The organism is Alloyangia mangrovi, from assembly GCF_002300555.2.
Classification (GTDB): Bacteria; Pseudomonadota; Alphaproteobacteria; order Rhodobacterales; family Rhodobacteraceae; genus Salipiger; species Salipiger mangrovi.
The window spans coordinates 17,414-41,965 of sequence record NZ_NTHN02000049.1; the positions used below are offsets into that span (position 1 = coordinate 17,414).

A 24,552-nucleotide genomic window follows, 5' to 3' on the forward strand; every position below is an offset into this window, starting at 1 on the left:
TTTCCTTTCTTCGGCCAAAGATGGATCTCGCGGTAATCGATATCGGCCGCAGTTCCCTTTGCGCTGCCCGGCAGGCGAAGCGATTATTGGGGCTTGTGGCAGACCATGGTGCGTAGTGTCGCCCACCAACTGGCGCGACTATGGCAAGAGAGGAGGTTCATGTGCTGCGACAGTGGAGTCCAACGATCGCTGACCGCGCTGCCGGCCGCGACAACAATTTCAATCTTCTTAGGATGTTGGCGGCGATCGGGGTGCTAATTTCGCACGCCTATCCGATCAGCCTCGGCACGGGCGCCGAGGAGCCCTTGGCGGCTGTGCTGAGAGGATGGTCGCTGGGCACGCTCTGCGTGATGACCTTCTTTGCGATCTCGGGGTTCTTTATCGCCCGCAGTTTCGCGACAAAAGCCTCGGTGAGCGACTTCCTGCGCGCCCGGGCTCTGCGAATCTTTCCGGCGCTGGCCGTCGTCCTGGGATTGACGGTGCTCGCAGGCGCGGGGCTGACCCATGCCCCGGCCGGCATCTACCTGGGTGCGGCGCCGGGCTATGTTCTGCACAATATGTCCCTGTTCTTCCTGCACTATGAACTGCCGGGCGTCTTCGAGGCCAACCCCTACGGACCGGCAATCAATGGCTCGCTCTGGACGCTCAACTACGAAGTCCTGTGCTACCTCGGCGTGATCTTCTGCGGTCTCCTCGGGCTGCTCGCGCGCCCGCGCCTCTTCGTGCTCGGGGTCGCCTGCGTCGGGGCGTGCTGGACACTCACGGCGGCGAGTGATCTTCATCCACGCCTGCCCGCGCTGGCGAGCCTGGCGCTGCCCTTTTCGGCCGGAATGGGGCTTTGGGTCTGGCGCGAGAAAATCCCGCTTTCACCGTGGCTTGCGGCGACCGGTGCCGGGATTGCGGCAATGTCTTGGTCGACCTCGTTCTTCCACCCACTTCTCGGCGTGGCATGGAGTTATGCGGTCTTCGTCCTTGGCTACGCGCGGCTGCCACGGCTGCAGGCCTACAACCGCCTGGGGGACTATTCCTACGGAACCTATCTCTATGCCTTCCCGGTGCAGCAGGTCCTGGCCTGGACCGGCATCATGCTGCCGCTCTGGAACATGGCTTTGGCGCTGCCGGCGACACTCATGCTTGCGGCTTTGTCTTGGCACCTAGTCGAGTCGCCGGCATTGAAATGGAAAGGAGGCGCGTCGAAAGGACTGGCCACGGCAGGGTGAAAGTCTGGATGGCCGCAGGCGTGTGCTGATCCGCACCACCGGCGGCGGGGGCTATCGCAGTCGCATCAACATCAGCTCGGTGAAGATGGAACGTGCCTGCTTTGTGAGCGCCTGGGACAGGGGGCTCTATGTAGAGGTGAAGGTCTCGCCACAGCATCTAGGTCTTCTGATTTCTCCCGATTGATTGGCGCAGAAATCTTGGCAACCGAGAGGTGAGAAAGCTGGACGGAATCGCTCGTGTGACCCAACGTCAAATTGGTCCGTGAGTGGACTGACATGCCTGACGATCCTTTGGCGCAACTTGCCGGAATTTCCCGGTGCCAGGGGGAAGGGCGTTACTTATGCAAAAGACCTTTTGTAATACCAGTTGCCCCGGGTTTGGAAAATCTTTCCATTTTCCGGGGCTTTTGGGCTGCGTCGCTTCCCCCACGGTTTCCGACCCAACGGTACGGTGAGACTGCGCAAGTGCCCATGACGGCGATCCCTCGACCGGTTGCAAAGGCCCCGGTTCGCTTGGGCAGCGTGTAGCCTGACTGGTCGAGGGGATGGCTTTTGCAGACGGCTGGCACAGCGATGTCCAGCGTCACACACAGGATTCACCGGATCGTGCCTGCTGCCGGATCTTCGCGCCGAGGATATCCATCGATTCGATCTCCGGGACGCTGGCGGTGTTTGCGTGGCTGCCGAACCTCGGAAAAAGGCGGGTGGCGACGTCATCTGGCTGGCGGGAGATCGATAGCTGGCTGGCGTGCGGGCTGGCTCGCTGTCTTGCGATCTGCATAACCCTCTGTCGGGTGCGACGCAAGAGGAGAAGCGAAAAAAACATTGAAAAATCATATAGTTGAGAAATTTTGTCGGATTCTGCTGGCTCGAACATCGGTGGCATCGGGTGCGACGGCTTTGCCGAGGCACGAACCCGACCAACGCCTTTCCAGGCGGGCAAAATTCCTGATTGGACAGGCGCAGGGGGTCAGGCGAAGGCGTGGTCCACGGCGGCGTTTTCCGCGGCGCCTTCTGCCGGACCGGATGCAAAGCTGGCGACGGTGACCGGCGGCACCGCTTCCGGGAAGTGGTAGACCGCGTTGACGCAGAAGGGGCCGCCGCCGGAATGGCCGAGCGCGCGCCCGGCGGTCCCGGCCCGGCCGTTCATCAGCCCGAGCGAATAGCCGCAATCGGTCCAGGGTCGGCCCTCGATCGGGCCGCCGAGGGGGTGGCGCCGAAGCATTTGCTCGAGGGTGGCAGGGGAGAGCAGGGCGCCCGAGAAGAGCGCTTGCAACAGGCGTGCGGCATCGAGTCCGGTGCCGGTGAGGCAGCCGTGGTAGACCCAGCCCGGGTGGTAGCCCTGTGCCTCGGGCCAGTGGACGCGGGCGAAATCGGCGCGGCGTGCGGCGAGGGCAATGCTCTGCAGGCCAAGTGGCCGGGTGATCGCCTCGGCGAGCAGGGCCGCGAAGGGTTGACCGGCGGCCTCCTCGATGCGCTCGCGCACCAGCATGTAGCCGAGGTTGGAATAGGCCCAGCCGCGACCCGGCGCGAAGCGTAGCCCCTGCGCCATCGTGGCCGCGTAGAGATGGTCGCGGGGCCAGGGCTCCTCATTCGCGGCAACCGCATCGCGATAGGCCGGCAGGGCGCAATACTCGGGCAGCCCCGCCGTGTGATCCAGCAGTTGGCGCAGGGTGAAGGCCTCGCCGGCGCGGGGGGGTGTCGAGCCGCAGCTTCCCGGCCTCGACCAGCTTCAGGGCGCAGACCGCCAGCACGGTCTTGGTGAAGCTCCAGTAGGGGAAGATCTCGGCCCCGCTGCCACCGCGCACCTCGGCGGCAGTGCCGGTCAGCCGGCAGGTGAAGGCGGGCGGGTTCGGGTCCATGCGGCGGGCATAACACGGCAGCGGCAGGCGGGACAGGGATGCGCGCCCGGGGCGGTGGCCCTTGCTCGAAGGCGGCTGGGATGCCATATCGCCCGGAACGATTTTCGGCAAAGCAGAGGGGCACGGGCCTTATGTTCGATCTGACGGGAAAAAACGCGCTGATCACCGGCGCTTCGGGCGGCATCGGCGGCGCCATCGCCAAGGCACTGCACGAGGCAGGGGCGACGGTGGGGCTCTCGGGCACCCGCGAGGCGCCACTGCAGGAGCTGGCGGCGGAACTTGGCGAGCGCGCCTTCGTGCTGCCCTGCAACCTTTCCGACCCCGAGGCCGTGGCGGCGTTGCCGAAGCAGGCGGCAGACGCGATGGGCTCGGTGGACATCCTGGTGAACAACGCCGGCATCACCCGCGACAACCTCTTCATGCGCATGTCGGATGACGAGTGGCAGCAGGTGCTCGACGTCAACCTCACCGCCACCTTCAAGCTCTGCAAGGGCGTGCTGCGCGGCATGATGAAGGCGCGCTGGGGCCGCATCGTGAACATCTCTTCGATCGTCGGCGCCACCGGCAACCCGGGCCAGGGCAACTACGCCGCGGCCAAGGCAGGTCTTGTCGGCATGACCAAGTCGCTGGCCTATGAGGTCGCCTCGCGCGGGATCACCGCCAACGCCGTGGCACCGGGCTTCATCGAGACGGCGATGACCGACAAGCTGAACGACGACCAGAAAGCCGGCATCATGGGGCAGATCCCCGCGGGCCGCATGGGCACCGCAGAAGAAATTGCCGCGGCAGTGCTCTATCTTTCCAGCCAGGAAGCTGCTTATGTCACAGGCGCGACGCTGCATGTGAACGGCGGTATGGCAATGCTCTGACCACGCGCCCTAGGGTGCGGCGGAAAGCGTTTGCCATCCTGCGTGCTTATGCTATAGGCGCGCAGGAACTTTGATCGGGTTGGTGCAGTCGCGCCGGCCTGGTCTTTCCCGGGTCTTCCGGGGTTACGTTGCCCGGTTCCGGGCGGATTGAGCAGCCACCCCGCTGGGGCAAGGGCAAAGACGGGTCGAGAGACCCAGACACATTGTGAGGACAGAAGAATGAGCGATATCCCTGATCGCGTGCGCAAGATCGTGGTTGAGCACCTGGGCGTTGAAGAGGACAAGGTGACCGAGAGCGCCTCCTTCATCGACGATCTGGGCGCAGACAGCCTCGACACCGTGGAACTGGTCATGGCCTTCGAAGAAGAGTTCGGCATCGAGATCCCCGATGACGCAGCCGAGACCATCCAGACCTTCGGCGACGCGGTGAAGTTCATCAAGGAAGCCTCCTGAGCTTTTCCGACTCCCTGACCGGAGTTGCGGACGGCGCCCCTAGGGGGCGCCGTTCTGCGTTTCCGGACCTCGGCATCGCCCGTGACGGGCCGAAGCGGGCGCAGAGCATCGACCTGCTGGCATGGGCCAACCCGTGTGGCGAATCCAACGTCCCGCATTTTGTTCGAGGAGCTTGCGCTATCGCCTTTCACAAAGCTCCCGGATCCACTAGGCAGCGCAATCGTCGCGAGTGAGGGACCTGTCATGGCGCAAAAATCCACCATCTACAAAGTCGAGCTATCCGTTTCGGACATGGATCGTCACTACTACGAGACGCACAAGCTGACCGTCGCGAAGCACCCTTCGGAAACCGACGAGCGGCTGATGGTGCGCCTGCTGGCCTTTGCGCTCAATGCCGGTGAACACCTGGAGCTCACCAAGGGCCTGTCGACCGATGACGAGCCCGACATCTGGCAAAAGAGCCTGAGCGGCGAGCTGGACCTCTGGGTGGCCCTGGGGCTTCCGAGCGACAAGGTCGTACGCCAGTCCTGCGGCAAGGCCGGCAAGGTGGTCGTCTACGCCTATGGCGGCAGGCCCGCCGAGGTCTGGTGGGACAAGATCAAGGGCACGACCACCCGGTTCGACAATCTGCAGGTCACCAGCTTCTCGGAGGAGGCGACGCGTGATCTGGCCGGACTGGCAAGCCGCTCGATGTAGCTGCAGGTCAATATCCAGGACGGCGATGTCATGGTCAGCGCGGAGGATCGCATCGTCTACGTGACCCCGGTCACATGGAAGGACGTCGCATAGCGGGCAGTCGCTCCGAGGGCCGACATCGGTGGCGCAGGGGGCGCTGCCCCCTCGCCGCTGCGCGGCTCACCCCCGGCGTATTTGAAAAGAGAAGAAGGGCCCAAGGTGCGACCGGGGCCCTTCTTCTTTTTCCAAATACCCCCTGCCCGGCGGCGGGTCCGGGCGCGCCGCCGGGCAGGGGGGTATGCAAGCTCAGCCGGCGATGCGGACGTTGAGCAGGGCGCAGCGGCGCTCCTCGCGGATCACCCGCAGCGCCTCGTCGAGCGTCGGGCGCAGCTCGGCGGGGGTCTCGACGGCCCGCGCAAAGGCGTTGCTCGCCTCGGCCACCTTGCAGAAGTCCGGCGAGGGCGAGAGGCCGGTGAGCGGCATGGCGTTGGCGCGGCTAGCCGCGCCGTCGGGGTAGAGCCCGCTCACCGAGGCGCGCACCGCGCCCCATTCGGCGTTGTTGAGGATGACGATGAGGATGGGCAGGGCCAGCGCCTCGGCGATCTGGTGGCAGGCCACGGGGTTGGCGAACATGTAGCTGCCGTCGCCGAGCGTGGCGACGCAGATCCGCTCCGGCTCGGCGAGCTGTGCCCCGAGCGCGGCCGGGAAGGACCAGCCGAGCCCGCCCGAATGTGGCTCCTGGAACCAGGCGCGATGCGCGCGGCGCGGCAGGGGGCCGAGCATGGTGCCGAGCTCGGAGAAGACCGTGCTGGGGGCCTCCTGCGCGTCGAGGGCCTCGCCGAGGATACGGCTGACGGCGGGCTTGGTGAGAAGGTCTCCCTGCGGCCGGGCGGCGTCTGCCTGGGCCTGCCGGGCGCGCGCCGTGGTCTCGGCAAGGCGGGCGCGGCGGGGGGGCGACGTGATCGCCTTTAGGCAGGGCGTCCATGGCGGCGATCAGGGCGGGGATGGTCCGGGCGTTCTCGCCGGTGATCGAGAGATCCGAGCGGAAGTTGCGCACCGGGAAGCGCGAGAAGATCGGGTCGGGGCCCATGTTGACGACCTTCGCCCCGGCGCGCGGCGCATGGGCGTCGGGCATCCAGGGGGCGAGGCAGTCGAGGATCAGCACCGCGTCGGCCTGGGCCAGCCAGGGGCCGGGATCGGCGCCGACGTGGCAGGGGTGATCGGTGGCGATGGCAAGATGCGTTGCCCACCACGAGCAGACCGCGATGCCCCAGTCCTCGGCCCATGCCGAGAAGGCGGCGAAGCTTTCGGCGTCTCCGGACCCGCGCTGCGCGATGATCAGCGGCGCCTCGGCTTCGGCCAGCCAGCGGGCGAGGGTGGCGATGGCTTCGGGGTTCGGCGCGGCCTCGGAGGCGGCCATGGAGGGGGCAGAGTCCAGCCCCTCGGTCGGCACCGGCTCGCAAAGCACCTCGCGCGGGATCGACAGGTAGACCGGCCCCTTGGGGGTGGAGGTGGCGATGGCATGGGCGCGGTCCAGAAGGCCGGGGACCTGCTCGGGGAACTTCAGCTCGTACTCCCACTTCGACGCCTCGCGCACCAGCGCGGCCTGGTCGCGCATCTCCTGGCCCCAGCCGATCGGGACGGTGCGGGCGCCGAAGCGGCCCTCCTCGGTGACCGGGGTGCGGCCCGACATGAGGATCATCGGGATATGCTCGCAGGCGGCGTTGATCGCGCCGATGGCGCCATTGGCGAGGCCGACGTTGGTGTGCAGCATCACCGCCTGCGCCTTGCCGGTCATCAGGGTGTAGCCATGCGCCATGCCCATGGCGGCGTGCTCATGCGGCATGACCAGCGCCTGCGGCAGATCGATGCCCTCGGCGGCGGCCTGCGCCAGCCCCTCGATGATCGGCGGGAAGTCGGTGCCGGAGTTGGCGAAGACATAGTCCACGCCAAGCGCCTTCAGCCGGGGGAAGATCGCTCCCCCGGCGGTGACGGTCGATTGGTCTTTCATGTTCAGCCTCCCAGCAGGGTTGGCAGCCAGAGCGTGAGAACGGGGAAGGCGAGGATCAGCGCGACCCGCACCAGCTCGGCGCAGAAGAAGGGGGCAACGCCCTTGAAGGTTTCGATCATCGGCGTGTCCTTGGCCAGCGCCGAGATGATGAAGACGTTCATCCCCACCGGTGGGGTGATCAGCCCCAGCTCGGCGACGATCAGGGCCAGGATGCCGAACCAGACCTTGAGGTCCTCGGTGCTCATCCCGAAGCCCGCGCCGTCGGCCGTGGCGTAGAGCCCGCCGTTCAGCTCGACCAGCATCGGCCAGAAGAACGGGATGACCAGCAGGATCATCGACATGCTGTCCATCAGGCAGCCGAGCAGGATCAGCGCGATGAGGATCAGCACCATGACCATCATCGGGGCCATGCCGCTTTCGGCGATCCATTGCGCCGCCTGCTGCGGCAGGCCGATGCGGGACATGAAGATCTTCATCAGCTCCGCGCCCAGCAGGATGACGTAGATCATCCCCGAGGTGCGGGCGGTGGACTTGAGCGCGATGACCATCTCGGCAAGGCCGACGCGGCGTTTTGCCAGGCCGTAGAGCCATACGAGGAAGACGCCAACTGCGGCCGCCGGGGTGGGGTTGAAGAAGCCGCCGTAGATGCCGCCCAGAACGAGGCCGAAAATCACCATGACCGGCAGTAGGCCGAGCGTGGCGGTGATGAACTCCGAGCGGCTGGCGGCGCCGCCCGCGGGGCCGGCGGCGGGGCGGACGCGGACGTAGATGGCGATGGTCAGGATGAAGAAAAGCACCGCGAGGATGCCGGGCAGCATGGCCGCGGCAAACATGGTGACGATATTGGCCTCGACGATCACCGCGTAGACGATGAGCACCACCGAGGGCGGGATCAGGATGCCCAGCACACCGCCCGCCGAAAGCGCGCCGGTGGCCAGCGCACCCGAGTAGTTGTAGCGCTTGAGCTCGGGCAGGGCGACCTTGCCCATGGTCGAGGCGGTGGCCAGCGACGAGCCGCAGACCGCGCCGAAGCCAGCGCATCCGGCGATGGCGGCCATGGCGGTGCCGCCGCGCATCCAGCCGAGCCAGGCGTTGGCGCCGCGGAAGAGCGCGTGGCTCAGCCCGGCGACCGTGGCCAGCTCGCCCATCAGAACGAACATCGGCACGACCGAGAGGTCGTAGACGGAGAACTGTCCGTAGGCGAGGGTCTTGAGTTGGCTCATCAGCAGCATGGGGCCGTTGACCAGCGCGATGCCGACCCCGCCGACGAGGATCATCCCGTAGGCGATGGGAATGCGGATCGCGATCAGCACGATCAGGACGACGAGCGACAGGATGCCGAGGGTGATGGGATCGCTCATGTCCGGACCTCCGACAGGCTTTCGCGGAAGGTGACGGCGGCGGCAGCGATGAGCAGCGCCAGCGAGACGAGGATCGGCACGAAGGCCCACCAGATCGGCACCTGCAGGATCGTCGTCGTGTAATTGTAGGCCTTCTGGTCGAGCATCCCGAGGTACATGCGCCAAACGAGGATGCCGGCAAAGCCGAAGGCGATCAGCGAGGCGAGCGCGCGCAGCACCGCCAACACGGGGCGGGGGGCATTCGCAGTGAAGATGTCGGCGGTGACATTGGCGTCGGTGAGCTGGCAGTAGGGCAGGAAGGCGAAGACCGCCACCGCCACGCCCATCTCGGTCAGCTCGAAATCGCCGGGAAAGGGTTTGAGCACCACGGCACCGACGACCGAGGCGACGTTTATCAACACGATCACCAGCAGCAGCGCGCCGCCCAGCAGCGCCCAGAGGGTGACAAGACGTGCGACCGCAGCGGAAATTCCGCTGCGGCCCTGAACTTCTGCGCTGAACATCAGTTGCTCATGCTCTCGTCGGCATTGGCCTTGATCATCTCGCGGGCCTTGGCAACCATGCCGGCGCCGTCGATGCCCTTGGACGAGACGTCCTCGATCCAGCGGTCAACCACCGGCTCGAGCGCGGTCTCGAAGGCCGCGGTCTCTTCCTCGGTGAGCGTCACATGGGTGTTGCCCGCGTCAGTCGCGACCTTGATGCCGCGCTCGTCGATGTTGCGCCAGATCTTGCCCACCTCGGCGACCCAGTCACGGCCCGACGCGTCGCGGAAGGCCTTCTGGATGTCTTCGGGCAGACCATCCCAGCGCGCCTTGTTCATCGAGACCTGGAAGGTCGTCGTGCCGAAGCGGGTCTTGTCCGCACCTTCGATCTGGTACTCGGTCTGGTCCTGCAGTTTCAGCGCCGGGATGATCTCCCAGGGGATGAAGGCGCCGTCGACAACCTTCTTCGACAGGGCCTGCGGCAGGTCCGGGACCGGCATCGAGATCGGCGAAGCGCCGAGTGCCTCGATCACCCAGGCACCGGTGCGGGTGGGGATGCGCATCTTCAGACCCGCCAGATCCTCGGGCTTGCGGATTTCCTTGTCCACGGTGTGGATGGCCTGGCCCGCGTGCACGTGCAGGAACATCGGCTCCACGCCGGCATAGTCGTCCTTCAGGTACTCGTCGTACATGTCGTACATGGCGAGGTTGGTGGCCACCGGATCGTTGGTGAAGACGTTGGGCAGTTCCATCACCTCGGTGCGCGGGAACAGGCCCGGCGTGTATCCGTTCACCGTCCAGATGAGATCCACCACGCCATCGCGCGCTTGGTTGATCAGCTCTGGCGGGCGACCGCCGAGGGTCATCGAGGGGTAGATCTCGATCTTGACCCTGCCGCCCGAGTTCTCCTCCACGGCCTTGGCCCAGGGCTCGAGCATCTCGGTCTGGGCCGGTGCCTTGGCGCCAAGGAAGTGGTGCAGCTTCAGGGTGTACTCCTGGGCCCAGGCGCCGCCGGCGGCGACGCTCAGGGCCAGGACCGCAACCGCGGTTTTTGCCAGTTTCAGTTTCATGGATTTCTCCTCCCGTTTTGAACCGATCTGATCGCTTCCAGGTCAGATCGGGTAGTGCAGATCGCCGTCCTGCGTCGTCATCCAGCGCAGTTCGGTGAACTCGGCGACTCCCCAGGTGCCGCCGAAGCGACCGTAGCCTGAATCCTTCACGCCGCCGAAGGGCATTTGCGCCTCGTCATGCACGGTCGGGCCGTTGACGTGACAAATACCACTCTCGATGCGCCGGGCGACCGCCATGGCGCGGGCCTGGTCGCGGCCGAAGACCGCCGCCGACAGGCCGAATTCGCTTTCGTTGGCCACGCGCACCGCCTCGTCGACGCTGCCCACGCGGATGATCGAGGCGACCGGGCCGAAGCTTTCTTCGGAGTAGAGGCGCATCTGCGGGGTCACCCCATCCAGCGCCGCGGCGTTGAGGATGGTGCCGGTGCCGCCGCCGCCGATCAGCCGCGCGCCCTTCTGCACGGCGTCCTCGATGAGGTCGCGGATGCGGTCGGCGGCCCCCATGTTGACGAGGCTGCCGAGCGGCGCCTTGCCCTCGCGCGGATCGCCGGCGGTGAGGCTCTCGACCTTCTCGGCAAAGGCTGCGACGAAGGCGTCGGCGATCTCGTCCATGACGATGATGCGCTCGGTCGACATGCAGATCTGGCCCTGGTTCATGTAGGCGCCGAAGCCCGCAGCCGCGACGGCGGCGGGGATGTCGGCGTCATCCAGCACGATGAACGGTGCCTTGCCGCCCAACTCCAGCAGCGAGGGCTTGAGATGGCGGGCCGAGAGCTCGGCGACGATGCGGCCGACGCGGGTCGAGCCGGTGAAGTTCACCCGGCGCACGGCGGGGTGGGCGATCAGCGTCTCGACCAGTTCCGGCGCATCCTCGGGCGCGTTGGAGATGGCGTTGACCACGCCTTTCGGCAAGCCCGCTTCCGAGACCGCCTCGAGGATCAGCGCATGGGTGCGCGGGCAAAGCTCGGAGGTTTTCATCACCACGGTGTTGCCGCAGGCCAGCGGCGTCGCGATCGAGCGCACGCCAAGGATCACCGGCGCGTTCCAGGGCGCCATGGCAAGCACCACGCCCGCCGGCTGGCGCACGGCATAGGCGGTCGAACCGGGGCGGTTCGAGGGCACGATCTCGCCCTTGATCTGCGTCGTCAGGCTGGCGGCTTCCAGCAGCATGTCGGCGGCGAGCATGACGTTGAACCGGGCCCAGGCCTCGGTCGCGCCGATCTCGGCCTTCATGGCCGCGACGATGTCATCGCCGCGCGCCGCCAGTGCCTCGGAGGCCTTGATCAGCAGCTTGCGGCGCTGGCCGGGAGCCACGGCCGCCCACTCGGGGAAGGCCGCTGCGGCGGCATCCACCGCGCGGATCGCATCGGCCTTGCTGGCGGCGGCGGCGCGGGTGGCCACCTCGCCGCTCACCGGGTTGGCGCGTTCGAATTCGCGGGTGTCCTCGGCGGGTACGTATTCGCCGTCGATAAAGAGGTTGAGGCTGTCCATGCCTGTCCGTCTCCTTGGGTCAGTTCAATTCGGTTTCAAGCGGCTCGGTCGTGCCGCCCAGGAAGGCGCGTTGCACCGCCGCGTCGTTCTGCAGCTCGGCGGCGCTGCCGCCGCCCACCACGCGCCCGGCTTCCAGCAGGTAACCGCGGGTAGCAAGCGCGAGGCTGGCGCGCACGTTCTGTTCGACGATGAGCAGGGTGAGCCCGGTCTCGCGGATCCGGCCAAGGGCGGCAAACACCTCCTTGGTCACGATCGGCGCGAGGCCGAGGCTCGGCTCGTCGAGCAGCAGGAGGTCGGGGTTCGACATCAGCGCGCGGGCGATGGCGACCATCTGCTGCTCGCCGCCCGACATGGTGCCGACAAGCTGCTTCTGCCGCTCGGCAAGGCGCGGGAAGAGCTCCAGCACCTCCTTGCGGCGCCTTTCGGCGCCGCCTCGGGCGCGGGTGGGGTGGCAGCCGAGCGCGAGGTTGTCGGCCACACTCATGCGGGCAAAGACGCCGCGCCCCTCGGGCACCAGCGCGATGCCGCGCTCCACGATCTCATGGGCGGGCACCTGCGCCAGGTCCTGCCCCTCGTGCAGGATTCGCCCCGAGGCGGGGCGGACCGTGCCGCCCACCGCCTTCAGAAGCGAGGATTTCCCCGCGCCGTTGGCGCCGAGGATCACCACGCATTCGCCCTTGTCCACCGCCATGCTCACCCCGCCAAGCGCCGTATGCTTGCCATAGGTGATGCGCAGGTCGTCGATCTCAAGCATCCTCTTCTCCCAGGTAGGCGGCGACCACATGCGGGTCCGACAGAACCTGATCCGTCGGGCCATCGGCGATCAGCGTGCCGGAGTTCATCACCGCGCAGCGCGGGCAGAGCGCGCGCACCGCGTCCATGATGTGTTCGACCATGATAATGGTGATGCCGGTCTGCTCGAGCTCGCGGATGAGCCTGATGCCCTCGTGCAGCTCGGTCGGGTTGAGCCCGGCCAGCCACTCGTCGAGCAGCAGCAGCTTCGGCGCCGAGGCAAGCGCGCGCGCCAGCTCGAGCCGTTTCTGGTCAATGTAGGTCAGCTCCGAGGCCTGCTGCCCGGCGCGGGCGTTGAGCCCGACCATGGCGAGGCACTCGGCGACCTGCGCCTTCAGCGCCTTGCCCCAGAGCCGGTCCGGGCCAAAGGCGGCCGGGACCATGACGTTCTCTTCCAGCGTCAGCGAGGGCAGGATCTTCACCAGCTGGAAGGTCCGCGCCACGCCCGACTTCGCGATGCGATGGGGCGGGGCACCGGTCATGTCCTTGCCGTTTATGAGCAGGGCACCCTCCGAGGACTTCAGCGCCCCGGAGATCAGGTTCATCAGGGTGGTCTTGCCCGAGCCATTCGGCCCGAGCAGTCCCAGGACCTCGCCGCGCTTGACGGTGAGCGAGACGCCGTTCACCGCCGTCAGCCCGCCGAAGCGCTTGGTCAGCCCTTGGGTTTCCAGAAGCACGCTCATGCGTTGGCCTCCTTTGCCGGTTTGGTGGCCGAGTTTCCGTTGCCCTTTCGGCGGAACTTCTCCAGCGCCGCCAGCACGCCGTCGGGCAGGGCGTAGACCACGGCCATGAACATGAGGCCCAGCAGGATCGAGAAGTGATCCGGGAAGCGCGCCGAGAGCCACTCGAAGAGCAGGAAGAGCGGCACCGCGCCAAAGAGCGGACCCCAGAGCCGCGTGGCCCCGCCGAGCAGCGCCATGATCACCGTCAGGAAGCTGACCGTCGGGTTGAAGACGATCGAGGGCTCGACATAGACCCAGCGCGGGGCCTGGATCGCGCCGACCAGCGTGATGATCGTCGAGGAGGCGACGAAGAGCACCAGCTTGGTGCGGGCGAGGTTGATCCCCGAATGCGCCGCCACGGTCTCGTCGTCGCCGATCACCCGCAGCGCGAGGCCAAGGCGCGACCGCCGGATCCAGGCCGAGAGCGCCAGCGTCGCGGCGCCGAGCGCCAGCAGCTGCCAGTAGATGTGCTTGGCCTCGAGGTCGAGGAAGATGTAGCGGCCGAGCGTGCCGGTCACGTTGACCTCGAACCAGGTGATGAGCTGGCGCACCAGCTCGGCGAGGCCGAAGGTGAAGATCACGAAGTAGATGCCCGCGAGGCGCAACGTCGAGAGGCCGACCAGCAGCGCCATCGTTGCGCCGATTCCGGCGGCGGCAAGCAGCACCAGCGGGTAGGGAAGCACCTCGTTCAGCACCGCGACCGTGTAGGCGCCGACGCCGAAAAAGGCGACCGTGGCCAGCGAGATGTAACGCGTCGGTCCCGAGAACATCGCCCAGGAGGTGGCCAGCGTCACGTAGCCCGCGAGGCCCACCAGCATGCCGGTGCCATAGTCGCCGAAGAGCATCGGCAGGACGGCGAGGGCGGCAAGTCCGAGGGCGGAAAGGATGTACGTCATGGTCTCAGCCTCCCGCCTTGCCGAAGAGCCCCGTCGGTCGCCAGAGCAGCACCGCAAGGAACATCGTGTAGGTTGCGGCCATGGTCAGACCGGGATCGATGAAGGCTGCGACGAAGGTCTCGGCAAGGCCCAGAAGCAGACCTGCGATCAACGCGCCGAGGATATTGCCGACGCCGCCCATGATCACCACGATCAGCGCCTTCATGGTGAAGACCACGCCGTCGGTGGCCGAGAAGGTCTGGAACATCGACACCAGCGCGCCCCCGGCAGCGGCCAGCGCGCCGCCAAGCGCAAAGCCCTGACGGCCCAGCTTGTTGACGTCGATGCCGACAAGGTAGGCCGAGCCCGGTGCCAGCGCCACGGCGCGCAGTGCGCGGCCCCAGCGGGTGCGGATCAGCACGGCATAGAGCCCGAAGCCGATGACCAGCGAGACGACGAAGGCGATCAGGCGGTTGGCGGCGATGGTGGTGCCGAGGATGCCGATGCCCCGGTCGAGATAGCTGTAGGAGGTGAAATCGCTGCCGAAGGTGACCAGCATCAGCCCCTGCACGACGAAGAGCAGGCCGAAGGTGGCGAGGATCGTGTCGACCTCGAGCCGGCCTCCGCCGCCCGAGCGCTTGATCAGCGGGCGCATCATGACGGTGTGGATGATCCAGCCGAGCGCGTAGCCCAGCGGCACGACGACAAGCAGCCCCCAGAGCGGGCCGAGACCCCAGCTGGTGAACATCATCGTCACCGCGAAACAGGCGAGCAGCATGAACTCGCCATAGGCGAGGTTCATGATCCGGGCGATGCCGTATTGCAGCGACAGGCCCAGCGCGAGAAGCGCGTAGGTGCCGCCGAGCACGAGCCCGAGAAAGAGAGTTGAGAGAAACATCTAACGTCCCAGTTCGGATACCGTTGCGGGTATCGGGGCGGGGCGGGCGCAGGGCCCGCCACCGCGATTTACCATTCGGGTTTGGGGGTGACCGGGGTGGCCGCGCCTTCGCGGTCGGCGGGGCTGACGGCGACGAAGTGCTCGCCCTGCCACTGTCCGACCCACCAGAGCTTGCGCAGCTGGTTGTCCTCGAGTTTGACCTCGCCGATCACCGTGTCGAAGGTGCCGGTGGACAGCTCACCCGCCAGCGCCTCGTGGTCGAGGCCGACGCGTTTCACCGCCTCTTCCAGCATCTCCAGCGAGGCATAGGTGATGGCGCTCGCCCAGCTGTCCGGCGGGTTGCCGATGGCTGCGGTGTGCTTGGCGAAATATTCCTCGATCGCCGGGCTCATCGCGTCGACGCCGCCGATGGACATGACGCCTTCCTGCTTGCCTTCGGTGATCTTGCCGTAGATCGGGAAGGCGCCGCCGACACCGATGTAGAAGACCTTGGGGTTGTAGCCCACGGTCATCGCCTGCTTGGTCACGCCGAAGCTGCCCGGCGGGTAGGAGAAGGCGACGAAGCTGTCGGCACCCGAGCCCTGCACCTCGTTGAGAATGGCGGCGAAGTCCGACGTGCCGAGCGGGTAGCTCTCGTCGTAGACCAGATCGAAGCCGGCTTCCTCGAAGGCGGGGCGGGCGGCCTTGACGAGGTCGATGCCGAAGCCGTCGGCGACCGAGATCATCGCGACCTTGTCGTTGATCGTCCCTGCTTCCTTGGCAGCGGCCAGTGTCTCGACCAGCGCGGTGGCATAGTCATGCCCGCCGCCGAGCATCCAGAACGAGCGGTCCCAGCGCTTGGCGAACTCGGGAGCCATGTCGGTCACCGAAGTCACCGCCAGTTGCGGATAGCCGAAGCGGTCCATCAGGGGGGCGATGGCGAGGTTGCCGCCGGTGCCCCAGGGCGGCAGGATCAGGTCGACCTTGTCCTGCGTGGCGAGCCGTTCGATGGCGCGCACGAGATCCTCGGCGCTGGAGCGGTCGTCGTATTCCACCACCTCGATCGGGCGGCGCGTGCCATCCGGCATCTCGAGCCCGCCGGCCTCGTTCACTTCCTTCACCCAGAGCTCGTAGTTGGGGATGGTGGTGATGCCCGCGCCGGTGGCGTTGGGGCCGGATTTCGACACCGCGTAGCCGATTGTGACCGGGGTTTCCTGCGCGGCGAGCGGGGTGCTCAGCGCCGAGGTCAGGGCCAGCGCCGAGACCATGGCAAGCGGCAGGGCACGCAGCAGGGCGCGCCTCGAGTTCTGTGACATGTTGTCCTCCCGTTTGATGCCTTTGCAGCATCGCGTTGCGCCACACGCGTCCCTCTCCCCGAGGCGTCCTGTGGCGGGTGAAGACGAAAATATCTGAAAAGCGCGTTGATAAAATGCACGTATGAGGGGATGAATTGTACGTATCGGTCACAATTCGCGCACAAAACCTGAGCATGATGAAAACTTTCCCCCTGCGGCCCGCGGCGCATCACGGCATTACGGCCCATGAGATCCGCAGCCCCCTGGCCGAGACCACCTACGGCCTCCGGGCTGAAAACGCCTGTCTTCTGGTGCTGCGATCGGGGCGGGGTCGGGTGCTGAGCGGCGAGCGCGACATGGGGCTCGAGGCGCCGCGATTCGTCTGGTTGGCGCCGGGGCGGGACGGGACGTTGAAACTCTCGCCGGGCAGCCGCGGCGAGCTGGTGCTGCTCACCAAGGGCGCGCTTGCCCGGGTGCTGCCGGGCTCGGCCTTCGGCGACGAGCTGAGCCAGGTGCTGAGCGCCGATCTGTCGGTGCCGCTGGGGGACGAGCGCGAGCGTGTGGTGCGGCGGCTGGCGGAGCTGCGCGAGGAACTGGCCGAGAGCGCGCCGGGGGTCGAGATCATGGCCGGGCACATGCTGTCGATGCTGCTGGTGCAGCTTTGGCGCGGGGTGAAGGAGGGGCGTGCGCGGCCCGACGTGGCGACGGGCGGGCTGGTGCAGGGCTTTGTGCAGCTCGCCGGTCTGCATCTGCGCGAGCATTGGGAGGTGGGCGATTACGCCCGCGCGCTGGGCGTGTCGCGGGACCGTCTGGCGGGGGCGGTGCGCCGTGCGACAGGGCGCTCGCCACAGACCTGGCTGCACGAGGCGCTGCATCGCGAGGCGGCGGAGCTGTTGACCAACTCGGGGCTTCAGGTCGCGCAGGTGGGGTTCCGTCTCGGGTTTTCAGACCCCGCCTATTTCAACAGGTTTTTCAAACGGATGGAGGGCGTCCCTCCGAGCCGGTTCCGGCGCCGGATGGCCAAGCGCAGTGCGCCTGCGACGTCTTATGCGGCCTGGCCGTAGGGCGCTGCGTTTGATCCGGCAGGACACGGGGCGACCAGCCCCGGGCCGCGCGCATCCCTCATCTCCGAGGCGGAGAGGTCAAGCCCGCCGACGCCGTCCGCCCCGCCGCCCGCCACGGGCGTCGGTGCCCGCTTCCTCGCCCTTGTTCATCGCGATCCAGGCGCTGCCGTGCGGGTCGTGGTTCACCAGGAAATTCGCCGCACGGATCGCCATCATCTCGGCGCCGGGACCGGCGCGCATCGATCCCAGCCCGAAGAGCCGCACGAACTCCGCATCCTCCATCGGCGGCAGGATCACCCCGGCGGTTTCCAGTTCGGCCTTCTTGGCCGCGATCCTTGCCTGCGTCACCGGCAGAGCCACGGGATTCATGATCGCCGAGGTCATCCCCGCGCCGATCGCCATGGGCAGGAAGGCGGTATTGATCCCGTGCCGGTTGGGCAGGCCGAAGGAGATGTTCGAGGCACCGCAGGTGGTGTTCACCCCCAGTTCCTCGCGCAGCCGCCGCACCAGCGCAAAGACCTGCTGGCCGGCTGTGGCCATCGCGCCCACTGGCATGACCAGCGGATCGACCACGATGTCATGCGCGGGGATGCCGAAATCCGCCGCGCGCTCGACGATCTTGCGGGCCACGGCGAAGCGCACATCGGGGTCCTCGGAAATGCCGGTGTCGTCGTTGGAGATCGCCACCACCGGCACGTTGTACTTCCTCACCAGCGGCAGAACCCGTTCCAGACGCTCTTCCTCGCCGGTGACCGAGTTCAGCAGGGGGCGACCCTCGGCGGCTTCGAGCCCGGCCTCGAGCGCGCCGGGCACCGAGCTGTCGATGCAGAGCGGCACATCCACCACCCCCTGCACCAACTCGATCACCTGCCGCATGAGCGGCGGCTCGGTCACGTTCGGATCGGGGTTGGAATTGTAGACCACGCCCGCGTTCACATCGAGCACCGCCGCCCCCGCCGCCACCTGCGCCAGAGCATCGGCGACGACGGTAGAGAAATCGCCCGCCTCCAACTCGGCCGCCAGCTTCTTGCGGCCGGTGGGGTTGATCCGCTCGCCGATGACGCAGAAGGGCTCGTCGAACCCCATGATCACGGTGCGGGTCTTCGACTCGAGAACGGTGCGGGTCATGGGCTCTCCTCCCTTGGGTGCGGTCTAGTCCAGTCTGGTCAGCAGCTCCGCGAGCGCGGGGTCGGTGTAATCGGTGATCACGGTCTGCGCCCCGGCGTCGTGAAGTTGCCGGGCGCTCAGGCCCGAGGACCGGATGCCGACCGTATGCGCGCCCGAGGCGGCAGCGGCGCGCATGCCCGAGGGGCTGTCCTCGAAGGCGATGCAGGCGCGCGGCTCCACGTCGAAGCCGCGCATGGCGGCGAGATAGGGCTCGGGGTCGGGCTTGGCGCGGATGCATTCGTCGCCGATCACCAGAAGCTCGATCCTGTCCCGCAGCCCGATGGCACCCAGCATCACCTCGGCGTTGGCGCGCGGTGCGTTGGTGACCACGGCAATGCGCCAGCCGCGCGCCTGCGCGTGGTCCAGCAGCGCCTCGGCGCCGGGCATCGGCGCATGGCCGGTGGCCAACCGGTCGCGGAAGCGCGCCTCCTTGAGGTCCGACAGGGTCTGGGCGTCCTCGCCGGGGAAGATCTCGGGGAAGCTCTCGAGGTTGTGCCGACCGTGGATGTCCGACAGGTATCCCGCCTCGGTCAACTCGCGCCCGCGCTCGGCGTAGAGATCCGCGAAGACCTCGAAATGCAGCGGGTCGGAGTGCAGAAGTGTACCGTCGAGGTCGAAGAGGAGTGCCTTGATCATGCCTGTCCCTTGCGCGTTGTGTGGCTCGGCGGACGGGACCCTCAGACGGCCCGTGCGGCCGGCTGCGCGGCATCGCCGCCATGGCGGGCGGCCCAGTCCGTCGCAGCAGGGATGCCCCCGAGCGGGAAGAGATGCAACTGCGCGATGGGCAGGTCGGGCTCGGCGGCACAGGCGCGGGCGATCTCTGCGACGAAGTCGGTGGGCTCGTAGGGCAGCAGCAACTTGCTGACATCACGGGCGCGCTTCTGAAGGACCTTCATCGAGGGGCCGACGCCGCAGGTGACGGCGAAGCGGATCAGCGTCTGGAGCTTGGCGGGGCCGGCGATGCCGAGGTGGACGGGCAGGTTGATGCCCGCGGCGCGCAGCCGCCGGGCCCATGCCAGAACCGGCGCGGTGTCGAAGGCGAATTGCGTCACCAGCCCCATCTGCGCGTCGGTCCGTTGCGAGAAGGCCTGCTTCCAGCGCAGCGCCTGCAGCACCGCGCGGTCCGAGCCATCGGGGTCGATGTCACGGCTGCCCTCGGGGTGGCCGGCGACGTGCAGCCGGGTGAAGCCGGCGCGGTCGAAGAGCCCGGTTTCGAGCAGTTGCATGGACGAGTGAAAGTCGCCGCGCGGCGACGGGATGCCGCCGGCGAGGATCAGCCCTTGGGTGACCCCGGCCTCGCCGTGGTAGCGGGCGATCCAATCCTTGAGCGTGGCGGCATCGGGGATCGAGCGGGCAGGGAAATGCGGCATGACGCTGTAGCCCTCGGCGGCAAGACGGGCGGCGGTGGCCACCATGTCCTCGATCGGGGTGCCGTCGATATGGGCGATGTAGACGCGGGTGGCTTCGGGGAGCAGGGCTCGGAAGTCGCCGATCTGCGCCGCGGTGCGCGGCATGACTTCGATCGAGTAGCCCTCGAGCGCCGAGGGCGGCAGGTGCGGTGCGGCCGGGCGCGGGGGGGCGGAAGTTCAGTAGCGTCATCTGGGTCCTTTCCCCTTGGCCGGGCGGTCCGCCCAGCCGTCCTGATCGACCAGCGCGGAAAGCCGGTCGGGTCCATAGTCCTCGTCGAGCCGGGCGGCCATCGCCGCGGCGATCTCCTGCGCGTCGCCCTGCTGCGGTGGTGCCGGGACGCGGCGCCAGGCCGAGAGATAGGCGTCGGTTCCCTGGGCACCGCTGCGCATGGCAGCGCGGTCGATGGCGGCCTCGAAGCGGGCGGGCAGCACACCCTTGGCCGCGCGCCGCCCGGAGCCGACGATCACCTGCGCGGGGATGTCGCGCCAGTAGAGGAGGGTGACTTCGGTCATTCCGCCGGGGTCCGCAAGGCTTGTTGCCCCCAGTCTAGGATGCCAGCGTCGCGAGGCGCGGTCGGTTTTCGACGACATGGGGGCCGTGAGCGACGCAGGGAGATCGCGTCCGGCTTGGGGCTTTCGGGAGGGTCTCCTGCCGCCCGGCCGCAAGGTTGCAAGGGACTGGTCAGGGTCATTGCCGCCGAGCCGGATCGCAGTGCCGGTTTCGCGCCTGCCGCGCGCGCCGTGCATCCGTCGCCCGCGTACGAATATTTGATCATCTTCTTTCCAAACGCGTTCAAACCGGGCGGAAGGTTCTCTTGCGCCGCCTCGTTGCGCCGCGTATCGTGAGCGCAACTAGATATACGGAAAGGCGCAGAACATGGCGCCAAGGCGTCCCAGAGGTGCGGGCGCTTTCCCGAAACCGGTCGAGAGCCCCGCGCCGAACAAACCCGATCCGAATGCGCTCTACGCGGCGCTGGATCTGGGGACCAATAGTTGTCGCATGCTGATTGCCCAGCCAAAGGGCAGCCAGTTCCATGTGATCGACTCGTTTTCCAAATCCGTCCAGCTCGGGCATGGCCTCGAGCGGAGCGGACGGCTGTCGCGTGCCTCGATGGCGCGCACCGTCGCCGCGTTGCGGGTCTGCCAGCAGAAAATCCGCCGCCACGAGGTGGTGCGCATGCGGCTGGTCGCGACCGAGGCCTGCCGGAGGGCGAAGAACTCCCGCGACTTCATCCGCCAGATCAAGCGCGAAACCGGCCTCGAGATGGAGATCATCCAGCCCGAGGAGGAGGCCCGTCTCGCGGTGATCTCCTGCGCGCCGCTGGTTTCGACGCGCACCGAGCAATTGCTGGTGGTGGACATCGGCGGCGGCTCGACCGAGCTGGTGTGGATCGACCTGTCGTCGGTGCCCAACCGCGACCGGCCGCGCGCCATCATGCGGCTGCATTCCGGCTTCCACCCACCCGAAAGCCCGTTTCCCGCCGCCAAGGTGGTGGACTGGATCTCGGTGCCGCTCGGGGTCGCCACGCTGCGCGACCAGTTCAACGACGTGCAGGACGACGCCGCGCGCTACGCGCTGATGAGCTGGTTCTTCGAGGAGAACCTTTCCGAGTTCGCGCCCTACAAGGACGCGCAGAGCCGCGAGGGCTTCCAGATCATCGGCACCTCTGGCACGGTGACCACCGTGGCGGCCTCACACCTCGGGCTGCGGCGCTACGACCGAACCAAGGTCGACGGGCTGCGTATGTCCTCGGACCAGATCGAGGCGGTGATCGGCAAGTACCTCGAGATGGGCCGGCCGGGCGGCGGCGCGATCCGCGCATTGGCCAGGATCGGCAGTCGCTGATCATGTCGGGCGCGGCGATCCTGCAGGCGCTCCTGCGGATCTGGCCAACGGACCGGCTGTCGGTGGCTGACCGGGGCCTGCGCGAGGGTCTGCTCTATGCGCAGATGTCGGTGGATGGTGTTCTGGAGGACGGGCCGCTATAGGAGCGGCTTGACTTCGTGGTCCACGCCCGGAAAAGGGGGCGCTGCCCCCGTCTGCCTGCGGCAGACTCCCCCGGGATATTTGGGCCTAGAAGAAACCTGTTGATCGAAGCGGCTGGAAGAAGAGCGGGACCATGGCGAAGAAACCTGACGGAAAGAACACTTCTGGACGTGGCCAGCGCGATCTGAAGGTCAAGGTGAAGTCGGCGCGCGGGCGCAAGCTCAGCTCGACCCGCTGGCTGCAGCGCCAGCTCAACGATCCCTACGTGAAGCGCGCGCAGACCGAGGGCTACCGCGGCCGCGCCGCCTTCAAGATCTTAGAGCTCGACGAGAAGTTCCGCTTCCTCGTGCCCGGCGCGCGGGTGGTCGACCTCGGCTGCGCCCCCGGCGGCTGGTGCCAGGTGGCGGTGCCTCGGGTCAACGCGCTCGGCGAGAAGAAGGGCAAGGCCATCGGCACCGTGCTCGGGGTCGACCTGCAGGAGGTGACGCCGATCGCCGGTGCCGAGATTCATCAGCTCGACTTCATGGAAGACGGCGCCGACGAGAAGGTCAAGGAATGGCTCGGCGGCAAGGCCGACGTGGTCATGTCGGACATGGCGGCGGCCTCTTCTGGGCACAAGCAGACCGACCACCTGCGGATCATCGCGCTCTGCGAGGCGGCGGCCTATCTTGCCTTCGACGTGCTGGAGGAGGGCGGCACCTTTGTCGCCAAGGTCCTGGCGGGCGGCGCCGAGGGCTCGCTGCAGCAGATCCTCAAGCAGCGTTTCGACAAGGTGGCCAACGTGAAACCGCCGGCGAGCCGCTCGGATTCGTCGGAGAAATTCGTCGTCGCCACCGGCTTCCGGGGCTGATCTCCGCCGGGGCCCGAGCACCCGCTTGCACTGCGCCTGCCGCTGCGACAGGCTGCGCCCGAGGTTTCGGGAGTGTGCCGGTATGTCCATCAGTCGTTTTTCAAATCCGCTTGCCGCGCTGCTGGCGCTGGCGCTGCTGGGCGCCTGCGCGGCCAAGGCGCCGCCCGCGGCGGTGGAGATCCCGCTGCGCAATCCCACCGCGCCCGTGGGCTCGCAGGCCGATGCCGGGCTGGCGCGGCTGCAGGGCGGCTGGACGGTGACCGAGGGCGCCGGCATGCCCGCGGGCGCGCGGATCGAGATCACCCCCGCCGAGCTGCGCATCGACGGCGTCGCGCTGCCGCTGGCCGAGGAGACGCCGGGGCGTCTGCGGATCGGGCAGGAGGTGCTCTGGGTGCATTGGATCGACGCCGACAACCGCACGGCGGCCATGGGCGAGCCGGGCGGCGGCCGGGTCTGGATCATGGATCGCCGCGGCGCTCCCGGCGAGCGAAGGGCGGCGGCGCGCGAGATTCTCGATTGGTACGGCTACGATCTGTCGCGGATGAGCGGGGGCTGAGGCGGCCTTGGGTGGCTTTGGCGCCGCAATGCTGCGCGCCACGCCGGGCTTGCAGCGGTAAAACCCGGAATTCTCTCGCAATTTGCGCGGGTTTCGGGTGAGACTTCCAGGGTTAGAACCGGTGTCCGTATCATGTCCGAAGCCCTGTCCCGCAGCCTCTCGCCGCGGTCCATCGCGTTGATTGGCCCCGCCGCCGAGCTTTCGGCGGTGATCGAGGCGCTGCGCGCCTTCGGATATGCCTGGGAGCTCTGGCCGGTGACCGAGGAGGGCGCCGCGGTGGCAGGCATCGCCTCGGTGGCCGGGATCGCGGATTTGCCGGGGGCGCCTGATCTGGCCTATGTGGCGCTACGGGGCGCGCCGCTCGGCGCGGCGCTGGAGGCCCTCGCCGAGCGTGGGGCCGGGGGGGGCTGTCTGCCCCTATCTCGACGCCGCGGGTCTTGCCGCCTTGGGAGCGCCACCATTGCCGGTGTTTGCCGGGGGGCTGCTCTCGGCCGCGAGCCGCCTGCCGCTCTGGCCGGGGGTCGCGCCGATCCAGGCGAGCCCGCGCGGTCCGGCGCTGCTTCTGTCCGACACTGGGCGACTTGGGCGGTTCCTGGCGCTGCGCCACGGCCTTCCGCTGGCCTGCGTGGCTCCTCTGGGCGGAGCCGAGGGGCCGGGGCTGCTACCCCTGGCCGCGCAACTCCTGGCGGACGAGCGGGTGACGGTTCTGGCGATCCAGGCGGGCGGGCCGGTCGCGCCGCCGGACGTCCTCGAGCTTGGCCGGCTTGCGCGCAAGCACGGCAAGGCGGTGATCTACTGGAGCCGGGGGCTGGCGCCGGGCCCGACCGCGCTGCTGCAGCGCGCCGGGATCGCGCATGTCGAAGGGCCCGCAGCGCTGGTCGAGGCGCTGTGGATCCTGCATCTGGTCGGCCCGTTGCCCGCCAACGCGCTGGCTGCCATGGCCTGCGGTCCGGGGCTGGTGGACTGGGCGGTAAGCCTCGGCGCGGCGCATGGGCTGCGCTTCGCCACGCTGGGCGCGCTGCAGCGCGAGGCGCTGGCCCGCGAGCTGCCGGTGGGGCGCGCGGTGGCCAACCCGCTCGATTGTGCCGGGCTGATCGAGCGGGATGCCGCGGCGCTGGCCCGGGTCTTCACCGAAATGATGATGGGGGATGCGGTGCTGTCGCTGGCGGTGATCCGCCATGCCAGCGAGGACGGCTGGACCCGGGCGGCGCAGGCGGCGGCCCTGGCGCGCGAACACGTCGGCATGCCGCTGGCGCTGCTTGCACCGAACCGGACCGAGATGACCGAGGCACGCTCGATCGAGCTGCTGGAGGCGGGAGTGATCCCGCTTGCCGGGCTGAGCCCCTCGCTCGAGGCCCTGCGCGCCGCGATCGAGACGGGCCGGCTGGCGCCCGGGGGCGAGGCGCTGCTGATGCCGCGCCCGGGAACGGAGCCGCCGGTGGTGACGGGCGGCGCGGCGGCGGG

21 protein-coding genes and 5 pseudogenes are annotated in these 24,552 nt (G+C 67.9%); 9 read left to right on the forward strand and 17 right to left on the reverse strand.

What is annotated here, in order from left to right; genetic code table 11:
* Positions 1-140 precede the first annotated feature (140 nt).
* Positions 141-1,220, forward strand: coding sequence for an acyltransferase family protein (locus CLG85_RS20950; RefSeq protein WP_095881445.1), 1,080 nt, complete (start codon positions 141-143; stop codon positions 1,218-1,220).
* Positions 1,221-1,803: 583 nt separating this feature from the next.
* On the opposite strand, the gene CLG85_RS20955 is transcribed toward CLG85_RS20950, so the two are convergent.
* On the reverse strand, positions 1,804-2,097 hold the full coding sequence (locus CLG85_RS20955) for a hypothetical protein (RefSeq protein WP_260349947.1): 294 nt from the start codon (positions 2,095-2,097) through the stop codon (positions 1,804-1,806).
* Positions 2,098-2,190: 93 nt separating this feature from the next.
* Positions 2,191-3,169 (reverse strand): annotated as a pseudogene (locus CLG85_RS20960) (serine hydrolase domain-containing protein).
* Positions 3,170-3,213: 44 nt separating this feature from the next.
* Between CLG85_RS20960 and fabG the strand changes: the two are divergent.
* From fabG to CLG85_RS20980, 3 genes and pseudogenes are all read left to right on the forward strand, one after another.
* On the forward strand, positions 3,214-3,951 hold the full coding sequence (fabG, locus tag CLG85_RS20970; RefSeq protein WP_095881442.1) for a 3-oxoacyl-[acyl-carrier-protein] reductase: 738 nt from the start codon (positions 3,214-3,216) through the stop codon (positions 3,949-3,951).
* A gap of 219 nt (positions 3,952-4,170) precedes the next feature.
* Complete coding sequence (locus CLG85_RS20975) at positions 4,171-4,404, forward strand: acyl carrier protein (RefSeq protein WP_007800270.1); 234 nt, start codon at positions 4,171-4,173, stop codon at positions 4,402-4,404.
* Positions 4,405-4,647: 243 nt separating this feature from the next.
* Positions 4,648-5,193 (forward strand): annotated as a pseudogene (locus CLG85_RS20980) (YaeQ family protein).
* Between the two features lie 192 nt (positions 5,194-5,385).
* Here the strand turns inward: CLG85_RS20980 and CLG85_RS20985 are convergent.
* The 11 genes and pseudogenes from CLG85_RS20985 to CLG85_RS21035 all read right to left on the reverse strand — a co-directional run bounded on the left by CLG85_RS20985 (position 5,386) and on the right by CLG85_RS21035 (position 16,076).
* Positions 5,386-5,862, reverse strand: coding sequence for a thiamine pyrophosphate-dependent enzyme (locus tag CLG85_RS20985; protein WP_260349949.1), 477 nt, complete (start codon positions 5,860-5,862; stop codon positions 5,386-5,388).
* An 880-nt stretch (positions 5,863-6,742) separates the two neighbouring features.
* Positions 6,743-7,090 (reverse strand): annotated as a pseudogene (locus tag CLG85_RS20990) (thiamine pyrophosphate-binding protein); the annotation flags it as partial.
* Between the two features lie 2 nt (positions 7,091-7,092).
* The gene (locus tag CLG85_RS20995) at positions 7,093-8,451 is read right to left on the reverse strand and encodes a TRAP transporter large permease (RefSeq protein ID WP_260349950.1); all 1,359 of its coding nucleotides are present in this window, start codon (positions 8,449-8,451) and stop codon (positions 7,093-7,095) included.
* The gene (locus CLG85_RS21000; RefSeq protein ID WP_095882507.1) at positions 8,448-8,954 is read right to left on the reverse strand and encodes a TRAP transporter small permease; all 507 of its coding nucleotides are present in this window, start codon (positions 8,952-8,954) and stop codon (positions 8,448-8,450) included. The genes CLG85_RS20995 and CLG85_RS21000 overlap by 4 nt, the downstream gene beginning before the upstream one ends.
* Entirely contained in the window at positions 8,954-10,003 is a 1,050-nt protein-coding gene (locus tag CLG85_RS21005; protein ID WP_095882508.1) for a TRAP transporter substrate-binding protein, read from the reverse strand. The genes CLG85_RS21000 and CLG85_RS21005 overlap by 1 nt, the downstream gene beginning before the upstream one ends.
* A gap of 42 nt (positions 10,004-10,045) precedes the next feature.
* A complete protein-coding gene (locus tag CLG85_RS21010; RefSeq protein ID WP_095882509.1) occupies positions 10,046-11,494 on the reverse strand; it encodes an aldehyde dehydrogenase in 1,449 nt (482 codons plus the stop codon).
* Positions 11,495-11,513: 19 nt separating this feature from the next.
* On the reverse strand, positions 11,514-12,248 hold the full coding sequence (locus tag CLG85_RS21015) for an ABC transporter ATP-binding protein (RefSeq protein ID WP_095882510.1): 735 nt from the start codon (positions 12,246-12,248) through the stop codon (positions 11,514-11,516).
* Complete coding sequence (locus CLG85_RS21020) at positions 12,241-12,969, reverse strand: ABC transporter ATP-binding protein (RefSeq protein ID WP_095882511.1); 729 nt, start codon at positions 12,967-12,969, stop codon at positions 12,241-12,243. The genes CLG85_RS21015 and CLG85_RS21020 overlap by 8 nt, the downstream gene beginning before the upstream one ends.
* Positions 12,966-13,904: a branched-chain amino acid ABC transporter permease gene (locus CLG85_RS21025; RefSeq protein ID WP_095882512.1), complete on the reverse strand. Its 939-nt coding sequence runs from the start codon at positions 13,902-13,904 to the stop codon at positions 12,966-12,968. Before CLG85_RS21025 ends, CLG85_RS21020 begins: the two co-directional genes overlap by 4 nt.
* A gap of 4 nt (positions 13,905-13,908) precedes the next feature.
* Complete coding sequence (locus CLG85_RS21030; protein WP_095882513.1) at positions 13,909-14,781, reverse strand: branched-chain amino acid ABC transporter permease; 873 nt, start codon at positions 14,779-14,781, stop codon at positions 13,909-13,911.
* 68 nt (positions 14,782-14,849) lie between these two features.
* A complete protein-coding gene (locus CLG85_RS21035) occupies positions 14,850-16,076 on the reverse strand; it encodes an amino acid ABC transporter substrate-binding protein (protein WP_095882514.1) in 1,227 nt (408 codons plus the stop codon).
* Positions 16,077-16,249: 173 nt separating this feature from the next.
* Here CLG85_RS21035 and CLG85_RS21040 point away from each other — a divergent pair, with 173 nt between their 5' ends.
* Positions 16,250-17,119: an AraC family transcriptional regulator gene (locus CLG85_RS21040; RefSeq protein ID WP_095882515.1), complete on the forward strand. Its 870-nt coding sequence runs from the start codon at positions 16,250-16,252 to the stop codon at positions 17,117-17,119.
* A gap of 78 nt (positions 17,120-17,197) precedes the next feature.
* Here the strand turns inward: CLG85_RS21040 and CLG85_RS21045 are convergent, their stop codons facing one another.
* From CLG85_RS21045 to CLG85_RS21060, 4 genes are all read right to left on the reverse strand, one after another.
* On the reverse strand, positions 17,198-18,247 hold the full coding sequence (locus CLG85_RS21045; RefSeq protein ID WP_095882516.1) for a dihydropteroate synthase: 1,050 nt from the start codon (positions 18,245-18,247) through the stop codon (positions 17,198-17,200).
* Positions 18,248-18,271: 24 nt separating this feature from the next.
* Positions 18,272-18,922, reverse strand: a complete 651-nt coding sequence (locus CLG85_RS21050) for an HAD family hydrolase (RefSeq protein WP_095882517.1) — start codon at positions 18,920-18,922, stop codon at positions 18,272-18,274.
* A gap of 41 nt (positions 18,923-18,963) precedes the next feature.
* Positions 18,964-19,800, reverse strand: a complete 837-nt coding sequence (locus CLG85_RS21055) for a methylenetetrahydrofolate reductase (RefSeq protein WP_311735020.1) — start codon at positions 19,798-19,800, stop codon at positions 18,964-18,966.
* 81 nt (positions 19,801-19,881) lie between these two features.
* Positions 19,882-20,208 (reverse strand): virulence factor, encoded by a 327-nt coding sequence (locus CLG85_RS21060; protein WP_260349951.1) that lies wholly within the window; start codon positions 20,206-20,208, stop codon positions 19,882-19,884.
* 364 nt (positions 20,209-20,572) lie between these two features.
* On the opposite strand from CLG85_RS21060, the pseudogene CLG85_RS21065 reads away from it, so the two are divergent.
* The 4 genes and pseudogenes from CLG85_RS21065 to CLG85_RS21080 all read left to right on the forward strand — a co-directional run.
* A pseudogene (locus CLG85_RS21065) lies at positions 20,573-21,684 on the forward strand (Ppx/GppA phosphatase family protein).
* A 131-nt stretch (positions 21,685-21,815) separates the two neighbouring features.
* Entirely contained in the window at positions 21,816-22,532 is a 717-nt protein-coding gene (locus CLG85_RS21070; RefSeq protein ID WP_260349952.1) for an RlmE family RNA methyltransferase, read from the forward strand.
* 82 nt (positions 22,533-22,614) lie between these two features.
* Positions 22,615-23,088: a lipocalin/fatty acid-binding family protein gene (locus CLG85_RS21075; protein ID WP_260349953.1), complete on the forward strand. Its 474-nt coding sequence runs from the start codon at positions 22,615-22,617 to the stop codon at positions 23,086-23,088.
* A gap of 460 nt (positions 23,089-23,548) precedes the next feature.
* Positions 23,549-24,552: pseudogene (locus tag CLG85_RS21080) on the forward strand (CoA-binding protein); the annotation flags it as partial.

Coding starts and splice junctions, on each gene's coding strand:
- CLG85_RS20950 (WP_095881445.1), top strand. CDS start 141: ATGGCAAGAGAGGAGGTTCATGTGCTGCGACAGTGGAGTCCAACGATC.
- CLG85_RS20955 (WP_260349947.1), bottom strand. CDS start 2,097: ATGTTCGAGCCAGCAGAATCCGACAAAATTTCTCAACTATATGATTTT.
- fabG (WP_095881442.1), top strand. CDS start 3,214: ATGTTCGATCTGACGGGAAAAAACGCGCTGATCACCGGCGCTTCGGGC.
- CLG85_RS20975 (WP_007800270.1), top strand. CDS start 4,171: ATGAGCGATATCCCTGATCGCGTGCGCAAGATCGTGGTTGAGCACCTG.
- CLG85_RS20985 (WP_260349949.1), bottom strand. CDS start 5,862: ATGCTCGGCCCCCTGCCGCGCCGCGCGCATCGCGCCTGGTTCCAGGAG.
- CLG85_RS20995 (WP_260349950.1), bottom strand. CDS start 8,451: ATGAGCGATCCCATCACCCTCGGCATCCTGTCGCTCGTCGTCCTGATC.
- CLG85_RS21000 (WP_095882507.1), bottom strand. CDS start 8,954: ATGTTCAGCGCAGAAGTTCAGGGCCGCAGCGGAATTTCCGCTGCGGTC.
- CLG85_RS21005 (WP_095882508.1), bottom strand. CDS start 10,003: ATGAAACTGAAACTGGCAAAAACCGCGGTTGCGGTCCTGGCCCTGAGC.
- CLG85_RS21010 (WP_095882509.1), bottom strand. CDS start 11,494: ATGGACAGCCTCAACCTCTTTATCGACGGCGAATACGTACCCGCCGAG.
- CLG85_RS21015 (WP_095882510.1), bottom strand. CDS start 12,248: ATGCTTGAGATCGACGACCTGCGCATCACCTATGGCAAGCATACGGCG.
- CLG85_RS21020 (WP_095882511.1), bottom strand. CDS start 12,969: ATGAGCGTGCTTCTGGAAACCCAAGGGCTGACCAAGCGCTTCGGCGGG.
- CLG85_RS21025 (WP_095882512.1), bottom strand. CDS start 13,904: ATGACGTACATCCTTTCCGCCCTCGGACTTGCCGCCCTCGCCGTCCTG.
- CLG85_RS21030 (WP_095882513.1), bottom strand. CDS start 14,781: ATGTTTCTCTCAACTCTCTTTCTCGGGCTCGTGCTCGGCGGCACCTAC.
- CLG85_RS21035 (WP_095882514.1), bottom strand. CDS start 16,076: ATGTCACAGAACTCGAGGCGCGCCCTGCTGCGTGCCCTGCCGCTTGCC.
- CLG85_RS21040 (WP_095882515.1), top strand. CDS start 16,250: ATGATGAAAACTTTCCCCCTGCGGCCCGCGGCGCATCACGGCATTACG.
- CLG85_RS21045 (WP_095882516.1), bottom strand. CDS start 18,247: ATGACCCGCACCGTTCTCGAGTCGAAGACCCGCACCGTGATCATGGGG.
- CLG85_RS21050 (WP_095882517.1), bottom strand. CDS start 18,922: ATGATCAAGGCACTCCTCTTCGACCTCGACGGTACACTTCTGCACTCC.
- CLG85_RS21055 (WP_311735020.1), bottom strand. CDS start 19,800: ATGCCGCGCACCGCGGCGCAGATCGGCGACTTCCGAGCCCTGCTCCCC.
- CLG85_RS21060 (WP_260349951.1), bottom strand. CDS start 20,208: ATGACCGAAGTCACCCTCCTCTACTGGCGCGACATCCCCGCGCAGGTG.
- CLG85_RS21070 (WP_260349952.1), top strand. CDS start 21,816: ATGGCGAAGAAACCTGACGGAAAGAACACTTCTGGACGTGGCCAGCGC.
- CLG85_RS21075 (WP_260349953.1), top strand. CDS start 22,615: ATGTCCATCAGTCGTTTTTCAAATCCGCTTGCCGCGCTGCTGGCGCTG.